14 protein-coding genes are annotated in these 11,375 nt (G+C 61.1%); 7 read left to right on the top strand and 7 right to left on the bottom strand.

The genetic code is table 11. The features are described 5' to 3' along the window. Positions 1–412 precede the first annotated feature (412 nt). From ACFOJE_RS02130 to ACFOJE_RS02150, 5 genes are all read right to left on the bottom strand, one after another. Positions 413–1,108, bottom strand: a complete 696-nt coding sequence (locus ACFOJE_RS02130; RefSeq protein ID WP_377812584.1) for a pseudouridine synthase — start codon at positions 1,106–1,108, stop codon at positions 413–415. Then, entirely contained in the window at positions 1,108–1,332 is a 225-nt protein-coding gene (locus ACFOJE_RS02135) for a cysteine-rich CWC family protein (RefSeq protein ID WP_377812585.1), read from the bottom strand. The genes ACFOJE_RS02130 and ACFOJE_RS02135 overlap by 1 nt, the downstream gene beginning before the upstream one ends. A 210-nt stretch (positions 1,333–1,542) precedes the next feature. Then, positions 1,543–2,049, bottom strand: a complete 507-nt coding sequence (locus tag ACFOJE_RS02140) for a hypothetical protein (RefSeq protein ID WP_377812586.1) — start codon at positions 2,047–2,049, stop codon at positions 1,543–1,545. A gap of 36 nt (positions 2,050–2,085) precedes the next feature. Beyond that, positions 2,086–3,189 carry an enoyl-CoA hydratase/isomerase family protein gene (locus ACFOJE_RS02145; RefSeq protein ID WP_377812587.1) on the bottom strand — a complete coding sequence of 368 codons (1,104 nt, stop codon included), beginning with the start codon at positions 3,187–3,189 and terminating at the stop codon, positions 2,086–2,088. A 47-nt stretch (positions 3,190–3,236) separates the two neighbouring features. Further along, complete coding sequence (locus ACFOJE_RS02150) at positions 3,237–4,055, bottom strand: enoyl-CoA hydratase (protein WP_377812589.1); 819 nt, start codon at positions 4,053–4,055, stop codon at positions 3,237–3,239. A 264-nt stretch (positions 4,056–4,319) separates the two neighbouring features. Between ACFOJE_RS02150 and ung the strand changes: the two genes are divergently transcribed. After that, entirely contained in the window at positions 4,320–5,027 is a 708-nt protein-coding gene (ung, locus tag ACFOJE_RS02155) for a uracil-DNA glycosylase (protein ID WP_377812591.1), read from the top strand. 3 nt (positions 5,028–5,030) lie between these two features. Here ung and ygfZ read toward each other — a convergent pair whose 3' ends face one another. Then, positions 5,031–5,972, bottom strand: coding sequence for a CAF17-like 4Fe-4S cluster assembly/insertion protein YgfZ (gene ygfZ / locus ACFOJE_RS02160; RefSeq protein WP_377812593.1), 942 nt, complete (start codon positions 5,970–5,972; stop codon positions 5,031–5,033). 125 nt (positions 5,973–6,097) lie between these two features. On the opposite strand from ygfZ, the gene ACFOJE_RS02165 reads away from it, so the two are divergent. After that, positions 6,098–6,352 carry an FAD assembly factor SdhE gene (locus tag ACFOJE_RS02165; protein ID WP_377812594.1) on the top strand — a complete coding sequence of 85 codons (255 nt, stop codon included), beginning with the start codon at positions 6,098–6,100 and terminating at the stop codon, positions 6,350–6,352. After that, positions 6,336–6,788: a protein YgfX gene (locus ACFOJE_RS02170; protein ID WP_377812595.1), complete on the top strand. Its 453-nt coding sequence runs from the start codon at positions 6,336–6,338 to the stop codon at positions 6,786–6,788. The genes ACFOJE_RS02165 and ACFOJE_RS02170 overlap by 17 nt, the downstream gene beginning before the upstream one ends. Here the strand turns inward: ACFOJE_RS02170 and nadB are convergent. After that, complete coding sequence (nadB, locus tag ACFOJE_RS02175; RefSeq protein ID WP_377812596.1) at positions 6,757–8,373, bottom strand: L-aspartate oxidase; 1,617 nt, start codon at positions 8,371–8,373, stop codon at positions 6,757–6,759. The two genes, ACFOJE_RS02170 and nadB, sit on opposite strands and share 32 nt — an antisense overlap. A 353-nt stretch (positions 8,374–8,726) precedes the next feature. On the opposite strand from nadB, the gene rpoE reads away from it, so the two are divergent. Genes rpoE through ACFOJE_RS02195 form a run of 4 tightly spaced genes read left to right on the top strand, consistent with a single transcriptional unit; the run spans position 8,727 to position 11,362 of the window. Continuing rightward, positions 8,727–9,308, top strand: coding sequence for an RNA polymerase sigma factor RpoE (gene rpoE / locus ACFOJE_RS02180; RefSeq protein WP_377812597.1), 582 nt, complete (start codon positions 8,727–8,729; stop codon positions 9,306–9,308). Positions 9,309–9,339: 31 nt separating this feature from the next. Continuing rightward, complete coding sequence (locus ACFOJE_RS02185; RefSeq protein ID WP_377812598.1) at positions 9,340–9,957, top strand: sigma-E factor negative regulatory protein; 618 nt, start codon at positions 9,340–9,342, stop codon at positions 9,955–9,957. 8 nt (positions 9,958–9,965) lie between these two features. After that, positions 9,966–10,910, top strand: a complete 945-nt coding sequence (locus ACFOJE_RS02190) for a MucB/RseB C-terminal domain-containing protein (protein ID WP_377812599.1) — start codon at positions 9,966–9,968, stop codon at positions 10,908–10,910. Next, a complete protein-coding gene (locus tag ACFOJE_RS02195) occupies positions 10,907–11,362 on the top strand; it encodes a SoxR reducing system RseC family protein (protein ID WP_377812600.1) in 456 nt (151 codons plus the stop codon). Before ACFOJE_RS02190 ends, ACFOJE_RS02195 begins: the two co-directional genes overlap by 4 nt. The last annotated feature ends 13 nt before the right edge of the window (positions 11,363–11,375 follow it).

Consider the following 11,375-nt stretch of genomic DNA (forward strand, 5'->3'; position numbering starts at 1 on the left):
GCTCAGTCGGACAGATCTATCCATGAGTCAGTAACGACGTACTTGGCCTTCCGGGCTGTGACAAACGAGCATGTATGGATTAAGGCGCAGTGTCGGCGTCTGGATGACTGCCGCGGCGCTGTGTGTACGGCGAGGACTTTAGGGAGAAGGGGCACGGCTTGAACATGCTGGCGACGTAATATTGGTACTGAATTCCAGAAATTCGATTTTGTCTGAAACTATCCTTTCTGACCAATAAACTCTCCGATAAAGCATGAATATGCGCCTATCTTTCGAAAGTGAGAGGTCAATATTCATGGCTTTGCAAAGTGTGTTTTCCCGACGAAAGGCGGTAAAGGCATGAGGCAAAACTATCGGCCCTACCGCTTTTTGATGGCAAAAGAATGCTACGGAGCGCTCGCCGAAGGGCGCTCTACTCGGTCAGGTTGATCTCCGCTGGCGTGAGCGGGCGATACTGGCCGGGCGCCAATTCATGCTCCAAGTGCAGGGGCCCCACGCTTTCGCGGTGCAGACGTAGCACGCGGTTGCGAAAGTGGCCGAACATGCGTTTGACCTGGTGGTAGCGTCCCTCGTGGAGGGTCAGCCGGGCGCTGTGGCTGCCGATGATCTGCAGATGGGCGGGGAGGGTGGTGAGTTCTTCGTAGGCGAAGTAGATGCCGCGGGCGAACGTCTCGATGTATTCCTCGCCGATCGGCTCGGCGGTTTCCACGTAGTAGACCTTGGGCTGCTTGAGCCCGGGTTGGGTGATGCGGCGCGACCAGAGCCCGTCGTTGGTGATCAGCAGCAAGCCGGTGGTGGTGAGGTCGAGGCGTCCGGCCAGATGCAGTTCGTGCCTGTCCGGCTCGTCCAGCAGGTCGAGCGCGGTCGGGTGCTGGTCGTGGCACGTGGCGCTGACTACCCCAGCGGGCTTGTGCAGCATGAAGTAGCGTGCCGGCTTGCCTGCCTGTAACAGCTCCCCGTCCAGTTCGATGCGGCTGAACTCGCGCACTTCGAAAACGCCATCGCGGACGATCCGTCCATCGACCCGCACGCGGCCGGCAGCTATCAGCAGTCGGGCATCCTGTCGGTTGAGGCTCGGCTGATTACTGAGGAAACGATCCAGACGCATCAGGGGGCCTGCTCTTCCTGGAGCCGCTGCTGGCAGGAGGAACAGAGGCAGGCCCGGCCTCGCACCTCTTTCGGGATGCGCTCGAGCGTCCCGCTCGCTATCTGCGCGGAAAAGCACCAGCAGGTGCGGACCGGGGCAGTCGGATCGGCAAGGCCGCAGGCATTGCCACGGCCGCACAGCGGGCAGCGGCCAGGGTCTTGTTCGGTGGGCATGAGGCAGTTCATCGTCAGGCGGAGCGCCAGGGTGCAACTTCCGGGAGGTGCGCACAAGGCGTTTTCGGTTTCAGGGCGAAAGATAGCCGGTCGAGTGCGGAGCCGAGGCGAAAGCGGACTTGGAAACCACCCCTCGCCGCGGGACAGGCATTCCGCCTCCTGGGGAACCGAGGGTTGAACGGCAGTTCCTGTCGGAGGTCCAACTGCTTGATTCGAAAGAGGTTAGCACTGTCGACCTCTCTCGTTCGGGAGGCCTCCATGCTTCGTCTTTTCCTGCGGGCTATCGTGTTGGGACTCGTACTGGCCGGCTGCTCGACCTACGGCTACGAGCATTATGGCCGCTATGGTTATGTCTACGACTACGGAAGTGATTACCGCTATCCCTATGGAGGTGGGCCTTATCGTTACCATGAAGGCTATCGGCAGCGCGACCGTTACTTCGAGTCGTATCCCCCGCGCCATTATTACCGGTGGCAGCCGCCTCGACCGGGGTTCCGGTATTTCGATGATCGACCCCGGGCGTTCCCTCACGAATTCCGTGACGAGCGATACGAGTCCTACCCTTGGGACATTCGTCGTCGCTACGGGCCCGGGTATCGTGGCCCCTCTTCGAACATCTGGCGCTATCGGGGCGATCCCCGCTGGGAGTTCCACGGAGCCCCGGAGCCTCTCCAGCGGCAGATCCAGCTTCAACGCCAGCTCCCACATCAGCAATAGCAGTATCGGCATGATCGATACCGAGGGCGTTGAGCCTCCGGGTGGCCTTTAAAGGTCTGCCAGCGGGTGCGGGCCGCTCCAGACCGGCTCGAAATGAGCCTCGACCACTGCTTCGGGAATCGCCCGTAGTTCCGGCCAATGCCAGTGGGGGCTGTTGTCACGGTCGATCAGTCGGGCCCGTACGCCCTCGGGGAATTCGGGGTGCCGACAGCAGTTCAGACTGAGGGTGTACTCCATGCGGAAGACGTCGGCGAGCGACAGGTGACGGGCTCTGGCGAGCTGTTCCCAGACCAGGCGTGCGCTCAGCGGGCAGCCGGCGGCGAGGGTTCTGGCCGCGTGCGCCAGCAGGGGATCCTCGTCCTCCCGCAAAGCCGTCAGCGTGCGCCAGGCGCTGCCCAGGTCGGCGACATCCAGCAACTGATCGAGGCGGAGTCGGCGCGGTAGCCACTGGGCGGCCGGCAACTGAGCGTGGGGCTCGTGCTCCAGCGCCTTGAGCAGGCTATTCAGCTGCAAGGCCGGCTGCTCCCGCCAATTGAGCTGGAGCAGTCCTTCGATCAGTGCGGGTTGCTGATCTTCCAGCAGGAATCGGTCGGCCAAACCCAGTTGCAGCGCATCGCGGGCGTTGAGCGCGCTGCCGGTCAGGCCGAGGAACAGGCCGAGCCGTCCCGGCAGGCGGGAGAGGAACCAGCTGCCGCCGACGTCGGGATAGAGCCCGATGCCGATCTCAGGCATGGCCAGCCGGCTGGAGGGGGTGACGATGCGAATGGCCGAGCCCTGCAGCAGCCCCATGCCGCCGCCGAGGACATGGCCATGACCCCAGCAGATCAGGGGCTTGGGATAGGTATGGAGGCGGTGGTCGAGTCGGTACTCGTCGGCGAAGAAGCGAGCGGCCAGCGGTGGCACCTCTCCCGGATGTTCGCGGCAGGCCTCGGCCAGACGGCGTATGTCGCCGCCCGCGCAGAAGGCCTTCGGGCCCTTGCCGCGCAGCAGCACGCAGACGATGTCCGGCTCTTCCGCCCAGGCCCGGAGGCGATCGTCCAGCGCTTCGATCATCGGCAGGCTGAGGGCGTTCAGGGTCTTTTCCGCATCCAGGGTGGCGATGCCGAGGCGGGCCCCGTGGCGGCCGGCTTTCTCTTCGAAAGTTACATTCATTTCTGTTCCTTCAGTGGACAGGTTCGGGCATGGCACCGGCTGGCGTGCTAGCGGTTGCGCCAGTTCGGTTCGCGTTTTTCGAGAAAGGCGCTGATGCCTTCCCGGGTATCCTCGGCATCGAAGAGGTCGACGAAGCGTTCCCGCTCCGCGGCCAGCCAGGCGTTCGGCCCGCGTTCGCGGGCGCCCTGGATCAGCGGCTTGAGGGCGCGTACCGCCACCGGACTCTGGCGCGCCACCTTGGCCGCCAGTAGCAGGGCGTGACCGCGGGACTCGCCGCTGTCGACCACCTGTTCGACCAAGCCGATGCGCAGGGCAGTCTCGGCATCGATTCGCTCGCCGCAGAGGAGCATGCGCTTGGCCCAGCCTTCGCCGACCAGCCAGGGCAGTAGCTGGGTCGCGCCAGCGCAGGGCAGCAGGCCGACCCTGGCTTCCGGCATGGCGAGGAGCGCCTGGCGTTCGGCGATGCGCAGGTCGCAGGCCAGCGCACATTCCAATCCGCTGCCCATGGCGTAACCGTTGATCGCGGCGATCGACACTCCGCGGAAGTCGCGCAGGGCCTCGAAGGCTGCGCCGAAGTGTCGGGCCATCTCCCGGGCTCGGGCCTTGTCTCCGTCGGCGAACAGCTCCAAATCGGCACCGGCGCTGAAGAACTTCTCGCCCTGGCCTGTCACCACTAGGGCATAGATGTCGTCGTCGCGGTTGAGATGTTCCAGCAGTTGCTTGAGTCCTATCAGGGCATCGCGCTCCCAGGTGTTGGCGGGAGGATGGTTGATGGTGATCAGCGCCGTGTGTCCGTGCTTTTCCACCGTCAGTTTGTGGGTCAGGTCGAACAGGCCCGGATGGTAGGTTTCTACTGCTTTGCTCATCGGCTTATTCCTTGATCTCGAATCCCTGTTCCCGAGGTCGTGCTGCAGCCTCCGTTCCGACGGGGGGAGGTTATTTGTCTGCATGGGATTTGGGCGAACAGTCATTCAGATAACTAAGGCGGTCACGAAGTTGCAGGACCTCGAGTCGGCACGTTTCCGCTCAATAAGGAAATCCCTGCTTTCCTTTTATAGCATCGGCTCATGCCTTGACTTGGCATCTGGGCTTATCTAGCGTGCCGCGTCATCGCCAAGAGCGGAAAACCTATGAGCAACGCCGAAGACAAAATCAAACTGGAAGCCGGCTGGAAAGCGGCGCTCCGTGACGAGTTCGACAAGCCCTACATGCGCGAGCTGAGTGAGTTCCTGCGCAGGGAGAAGGCGGCCGGCAAGGAGATCTACCCGCCGGGTCCCTTGATCTTCAATGCGCTGAATTCCACGCCGCTGGACAAGGTGAAGGTGGTGATCATCGGCCAGGACCCCTACCACGGCCCGGGGCAGGCCCATGGGCTGTGCTTCTCGGTACAGCCGGGAGTGCCGGTACCGCCGTCGCTACAGAACATCTTCAAGGAGCTGAAACGCGACCTGAACATTGATCCGCCCAATCACGGCTATCTGCAGCATTGGGCGGAGCAGGGCGTGCTGCTGCTCAACACCTCGCTGACGGTCGAGCGCGGCAATGCCGGCTCGCATGCCGGCAAGGGCTGGCAGGCTTTCACCGATCGGGTGATTCAGGTGGTGAGCGAGCACCAGGAGCATCTGGTGTTCATGCTCTGGGGCAGCCATGCGCAGAGCAAGCGACGGCTGATCGACGGGACCAAACACCTGATCCTGTGTTCCGCGCATCCCTCGCCGCTATCGGCCCATCGCGGTTTCATCGGCAACGGCCATTTCAGTCGTGCCAACAAATTCCTTGAGCAGCACGGGCAGACGCCTATCGACTGGCGCCTGCCGGAGATCGCTTCCGCTGCCTGAGGGTCAGCGCTGGATTTCCAGGTCGTGATTCAGCTCGTAGGGCAGGTCGAGCAGGCTCAGGGACGGGCCGTCGGCCGAGCCCAGATGGATGCGGCCATCCTGGGTTGCATCATCCTGCAGCACGGCGAGCAGCTCGATTCCCCCCTCCGCCGCGGCTGCCAGGACCACTTCGCCGACGCTGGTGCCGTGCACGGGCGAGAACAGCTCGGTTCCTACTTGCGGGATCTGAGAGCCATCGAGCGCCAGTCGGTACAGGTGGCGCTTGAGTTTGCCGAGGTACTGCATGCGCGCGACGATTTCCTGGCCGCTGTAGCAGCCCTTGCGGAAACTGACGCCGCCGACCGCCTGCAGATTGATCATCTGCGGGATGAATAGATCGCGGGTCGCGCCGAATACCTGACCGATGCCGGCGCGGATCTGCGCCAGCAACCAGCTGTTCAGTGGAGCTTCGGTCAGTTGGGCGGAGAGATGGGACTTCAGCGTCTCGGCCTGCTCGTGCGGTGTCCAGAGCTCGGCTCGGCCGCTCTCTAGGCGAATAGCGATGCGACCGTCGTTACGCACGACCTGTCCGGCCGCCTGGGGCAGATCCAGTCCGAGGCCGGCCAGGACATCATCGCCACCGACCAGACCGTAGCGAACCCAGTTGCCGCTCTCGTCGGAGAGCTGGGACTTGGAGAACGCCGCGTACTTCTTCAGTTCGGTTAGTTGCGGTTCGACCAGCTCGCCGGCCACGGCCAGCAGGTAGCCGTCCGCATCCGGCAGGATGCGGAAGCTCGACAGCATGCGCCCTTTGGGCGTGCAGCGGGCGCCGAGGCTGGCGCTGCCGTCTTTCAGGTAGTCGATGTTGCAGGTCAGCTGCCCCTGGAGGAATTTGCCGGCGTCCGGACCGCGAACGGCGAGTACTCCCTCGTGGGTCAGCGTACAGAAATAAGCGGAATCGGCCATGATCGTCACTGCTCAGGAAAAGACTGCCTGCCATGATAGAGATCGGTCCGGGCATTGTCAGCGCCGGCTGAACCTTGAGTCGGGATGCCGCTATAATGCGGCCTTCTTTCAAGGAACCTTCCCTTATGGCCGACGATATCGAACTCAAGCGACTTTTCTGGCATAGCCGGCGCGGCATGCTGGAGCTGGATGTGCTGCTGGTCCCCTTCGTTCAGGAGGTCTATCCGCATCTGGATGCCGAGAATCAGGCCCGTTACCGCAAGCTGTTGCAGTGCGAGGATCAGGATATGTTCGGCTGGTTCATGCAGCGCGATGAGCCGGAAGACGAGGATCTTCGCCTCATCGTCCGCATGATCCTGGATCGTGTCCAGCCCAAGTGAGATCTTCGAGTGCCGCTGGCAGGCCTCTCGGCTGTTGCTGGCGGCCTATCTGACCATTCAGGCGCTTGCCCTGGCCTCGCTGTTTCTTTCTGCTATTCCGCTCTGGGGTAGCCTGCTGAGCGCTGCATTGTGCGCATCGCATGCCTTCTGGGTGCTGCCGAGACAGATCGTGCTGAGCCATCCGGCAGCTTTTCGCGGGTTGCGCACCACTTCTGACGGATTTCAGTTATGGAATGCCCGGGATGGCTGGCAGCCAGTTCAGCTGCGACCTGACAGCCTGGCGTTACCGGTGGTCGTCATTCTCCGTTTTCGTCTGGATGGCGAGCGGCGGGTGAGGGGAGCGTGCATCCCGCGCGATGCATTGGCGCGGGATATCCATCGGCGTTTACGCGTGCGGCTGAAGTTCAGCCGGCGTAGGTGGGCGGCTGCAGGATAGTGTCGCGGGCCTCGGGCAGCATGTCCGGATAATCGAGCGTGTAATGCAGACCGCGGCTTTCCTTGCGCTCCATGGCCGATTTGATGATCAGGGCGGCCACCAGGGCGAGATTCCTGAGTTCGATCAGGTCGCGGCTGACCCTGTAATTGCTGTAGAACTCGTCGATCTCGCTGAGCAGCAGATTGACCCGGTGCTGGGCGCGCTGCAGGCGTTTGTTGGTGCGCACGATACCCACGTAGTCCCACATGAAGCGCCGCAGTTCATCCCAGTTGTGCGCAATGATCACGTCCTCGTCTGAGTCGGTGACCTGGCTGGCATCCCAGCTCGGTAGGTCTTTGGGGGCCGGCACGTCATTCAGCTTGCCGACGATGTCGGCCGCCGCGGAGCGGGCGTAGACGAAGCACTCCAGCAGGGAGTTACTGGCCATGCGGTTGGCTCCGTGCAGGCCGGTGAAGCTGGTTTCGCCCATCGCATAGAGTCCGGGAATATCGGTATGACCATGCTGATCGACCACGACTCCGCCGCAGGTGTAATGGGCCGCCGGAACCACCGGAATTGCTTGTCGGGTGATGTCGATACCGAAATCCAGGCAGCGTTCATAGATGGTCGGGAAGTGGGATTTGATGAAGTTCGCCGGCTTGTGGCTGATGTCCAAGTAGACGCAGTCGATGCCGAGACGCTTCATCTCGTGGTCGATGGCACGCGCGACGATGTCCCGGGGCGCCAGTTCGGCGCGGGAGTCGAAACGCGGCATGAAGCGTTCCCCGCTGGGCAGTTTGAGCAGCGCGCCTTCGCCCCTCAGGGCTTCGGTGATCAGGAAGCTCTTGGCCTGGGGATGGTACAGGCAGGTCGGATGGAACTGATTGAATTCCAGGTTGCCTACCCGGCAGCCTGCCCGCCAGGCCATGGCGATGCCATCACCGCAGGCGCTGTCCGGGTTGCTGGTGTACAGATAGACCTTGGCTGCGCCGCCGCAGGCAAGCGCGGTGAAGCGAGCGCTATAAGTATCGACCTCTCCGCTGTAGCGATTGAGTACGTAGGCACCCAGGCAACGATTGCCGGGAAGGCCCAGTTTGCGCTCGGTGATCAGATCGACGGCGACTCTCTGATCCAGTAGTTCGATGTTGGGGCGTTGCTGGGCTTTTGCCAGCAGAGTGGTGAAGATGGCCGCTCCGGTAGCATCTGCAGCATGGATGATGCGCCGATGGCTGTGACCGCCTTCGCGGGTCAGGTGAAACTCGAAGCTGCCATCTTCATGCGGTGTATCGTCGTCACGGGTGAAGGGAACGCCCTGCTCGATCAGCCACTGGATGGCCTCTCGACTGTGCTCGACGGTGAAGCGTACGGCGTCCTCCCTGCAGAGTCCGGCGCCGGCAATCAGGGTGTCTTCGACATGGGACTCGACGGTGTCGGTATCGTCCAGCACGGCCGCGACACCACCCTGTGCCCAATAGGTGGAGCCATTGGCGAGATCTCCCTTGCTCAGGACTGCTATACGCAGATGGGCCGGCAGTGTCAGGGCGAGAGTCAGCCCTGCAGCACCGCTGCCAATGATCAATACGTCATGCTGAAAGTGTTGGCTCATGTCGAGTAAATCCGCAAAAAAGCAACTCTAGTCGAAAAAAGGGGGCAAAGGCACAATGGCTGAGCGGCCATACATGGCAATAATGCGGCGGAACTTCTTTGGTATTTTGGGAATCAATAGCCGGCTGCAACAGGATGGCATACCGACTGCTGGCAGTGAAAGCATCGATGGTGGTATGTCCAAGACAGCCCGTGGGTGTGGTTGGATCGCCATGCTGCTTGATAAGTTCAGAGTGGTCCGCTTGCTCCAGAGGCCTCGTTTGAGGGGGAACTTTTGCATAACGCCCATGTCTATTTGAACAGCATGAGCCAGTATCTGATACCACGCCCTGTAGGGTTTAACGAGGAGTTCCCATGTTAAACCAGGAGCAGGATCAGCAATTGGTCGAGCGGGTGCAGCGTGGTGACAGGCGAGCCTTTGATTTATTGGTATTGAAATACCAGCACAAGATTCTTGGTTTGATCGTGCGTTTCGTGCATGACTCCCATGAGGCTCAAGATGTTGCCCAAGAGGCTTTTATCAAGGCCTATCGTGCACTCGGCAATTTTCGCGGTGACAGCGCTTTTTATACATGGCTTTACCGCATCGCTATTAATACAGCAAAAAATCATCTGGTGGCCCGAGGAAGGCGTCCTCCGGACAGTGATGTAAATGCCGGTGATGCCGAGTTCTATGAGGGAGATCATGCCCTCAAAGATATCGAGTCGCCGGAACGCTCCCTCCTGCGGGATGAGATCGAGGCCACTGTGCATCGCAGCATCCAGCAATTGCCCGAGGATCTGCGCACGGCATTGACGCTACGCGAGTTCGACGGTTTGAGTTATGAGGATATCGCCAGCGTCATGCAATGTCCGGTAGGGACTGTGCGTTCGCGCATTTTCCGGGCGCGTGAGGCGATCGATAAAGCTCTGCAGCCGTTGCTGCAGGAAACCTGAGACAGCGGCGTCAGCCAAGAGAGGAAACGTCATGAGTCGTGAAGCCCTGCATGAATCGCTGTCCGCGGTAATGGATAACGAAGCGGACGAGTTGGAATTACATCGAGTGCTCGCCGCCAGCGATGATGCCGAGCTGCGTGCAACTTGGTCCCGTTATCAAATTGCCCGGGCGGCCATGTATAAAGAGTTGCTGGAGCCGCGTCTGGATATTGCTGCGGGTGTTTCGGCAGCTCTGGCCTCCGAGGCGTCTCCCAAGGCTTCGCGTGCGCTTTGGCATACCCTGGGGCGTCTGGCGGTTGCTGCTTCAGTGACGGTGGCAGTGCTCGCCGGTGTGCGTTTCTATAACCAGGACGAGGTAGCAGGGGGGCAGGGCGAAGTGGCCCAGCAGGTACAGCAGCCTTCGATGTCTACGCCTCCGATGCATGGCACTCCGGTTCTTGCAGGCTACAACGAAAGAGTCGTTCAGCCCCAGTCGCAAGGCGATGCGGGCATCGATGCCGGTCAGGCCACAGGTTGGCATGAGCAAAGACTCCCGGTTTATCTTCGCCAGCATGCTCAGCAGTCGGCTCTGAATGGCGCGAATGGCGCGAATGGCGCGGAGGCTGTCCTGCCTTATGCTCGTGCAGCCAGTATGGATAACAACCGCTGAGGAGGATCATGCGCGTATTTCCCTTGCTGTTGCTGGGTGGCTTCCTGGCTGTTCCGGTTCATGCCGCTGACGCACAGGATTGGCTGAGTCGCTTGGCCAAGGCGGATAGGCAGAATCTCCAGGGTGTTTTTGTTTACGAGCGCAATGGTAGTTTTTCCACCCACAGCATCTGGCGCCGAGTAGAAGCGGATGGAAAGGTGGAGGAGCGTCTTCTTCAGATGGACGGCCCAGCCCAAGAGGTCGTTCGAATCGATGGGGAAACCCAGTGCATCAGTAACGGTCTCGCCGATCAGCTGGAGGGAGAGGCTTGGCCGGCTCGTCCTCTCGATCCGGAAAAGTTGTCCGAGTGGTATGACATACGTGTCATCGGCGAGTCTCGCATAGCTGGTCGACAAGCAATCAAGCTGGTCATTCTTCCGCGCGATCAACACCGCTACGGTTTCGAACTGTATCTGGATCGCGAAACGTCCCTCCCGCTTAAATCCCTTCTGCTGAACGAGAAAGGGCAGTTGCTGGAGCGTTTCCAATTCACTCAGCTGGATACCAGCTCTCAGCCTGATAGCAAGCTCCTGGAGCCAGGGCCGGGATGCCGATCCGTCCATGTTCCGGAACCCAAGGAGCAGGCTCGGGCCGGTTGGCATTTAGAATGGCTGCCTCCGGGCTTTACCCTGAATGGCGTACGCAAGCGCCGCAGTCCGGCTTCCGGGGAAACGGTCACCTATCTGATGTACGGAGATGGCTTGGCCCGTTTCTCGGTTTTTCTCGAGCCGCTCCGGGGGGCAATGGTCGAAGATGCTAGAAGCCAGCTTGGCCCAACCGCTGCGGTATCCAAGCGTGTGGCCACGGCCGATGGCGATATGATGGTCACTGTAATCGGCGAGATCCCACTGGGCACGGCTGAGCGAATTGCTCTCTCCATGCGTGCTGGCGACGAGGCGCATCTAGCTCAATGATCGAAGAGCGCGCGCGCGTGGTCGCCGTCGAGAAAGGGGCTGTATGGGTCGAAACCCTGCGTAAAGGTACCTGTTCGAGCTGTTCTGGTAATGCAGGTTGTGGGCAGGCCCTGATGGATCGGATGGGTGTGGATCGGCGACGCGGTTACATCCGGGCTCTATCCGATTTGCAGCTCCGTGTCGGCGATGGTGTCGTAATCGGGGTGCGAGAGGAATTTCTGGTGCGTGGTTCCCTTCTGGTATACCTACTTCCCTTGCTTGGCATCTTCACCTGTGGGCTGCTGGCGCAGGAGGCTGGTCTGGGTGAATCGCTGGTCATTCTTGCCGGGGGACTGGGGTTCGCTCTCGCTTGTAGTATGGCGCGCTGGTCGAGTCGGCGTACCGGGGATCATCCTGCGATGCAGCCGATAGTGCTGCGTGCCTTGCTCAATGATTCGGTCGGATCGTGTTGAAGATGCTGGTTTG

It is taken from the genome of Azotobacter bryophylli (genome assembly GCF_042643485.1).
Classification (GTDB): Bacteria; Pseudomonadota; Gammaproteobacteria; order Pseudomonadales; family Pseudomonadaceae; genus Azotobacter; species Azotobacter bryophylli.

Coding starts and splice junctions, on each gene's coding strand:
- ACFOJE_RS02150 (WP_377812589.1), bottom strand. CDS start 4,055: ATGAGCAAAGCAGTAGAAACCTACCATCCGGGCCTGTTCGACCTGACC.
- rpoE (WP_377812597.1), top strand. CDS start 8,727: ATGTTAAACCAGGAGCAGGATCAGCAATTGGTCGAGCGGGTGCAGCGT.
- ACFOJE_RS02145 (WP_377812587.1), bottom strand. CDS start 3,189: ATGAATGTAACTTTCGAAGAGAAAGCCGGCCGCCACGGGGCCCGCCTC.
- ACFOJE_RS02140 (WP_377812586.1), bottom strand. CDS start 2,049: ATGCCGATACTGCTATTGCTGATGTGGGAGCTGGCGTTGAAGCTGGAT.
- ACFOJE_RS02185 (WP_377812598.1), top strand. CDS start 9,340: ATGAGTCGTGAAGCCCTGCATGAATCGCTGTCCGCGGTAATGGATAAC.
- ACFOJE_RS02190 (WP_377812599.1), top strand. CDS start 9,966: ATGCGCGTATTTCCCTTGCTGTTGCTGGGTGGCTTCCTGGCTGTTCCG.
- ung (WP_377812591.1), top strand. CDS start 4,320: ATGAGCAACGCCGAAGACAAAATCAAACTGGAAGCCGGCTGGAAAGCG.
- ACFOJE_RS02165 (WP_377812594.1), top strand. CDS start 6,098: ATGGCCGACGATATCGAACTCAAGCGACTTTTCTGGCATAGCCGGCGC.
- ACFOJE_RS02195 (WP_377812600.1), top strand. CDS start 10,907: ATGATCGAAGAGCGCGCGCGCGTGGTCGCCGTCGAGAAAGGGGCTGTA.
- nadB (WP_377812596.1), bottom strand. CDS start 8,373: ATGAGCCAACACTTTCAGCATGACGTATTGATCATTGGCAGCGGTGCT.
- ACFOJE_RS02130 (WP_377812584.1), bottom strand. CDS start 1,108: ATGCGTCTGGATCGTTTCCTCAGTAATCAGCCGAGCCTCAACCGACAG.
- ACFOJE_RS02135 (WP_377812585.1), bottom strand. CDS start 1,332: ATGAACTGCCTCATGCCCACCGAACAAGACCCTGGCCGCTGCCCGCTG.
- ygfZ (WP_377812593.1), bottom strand. CDS start 5,972: ATGGCCGATTCCGCTTATTTCTGTACGCTGACCCACGAGGGAGTACTC.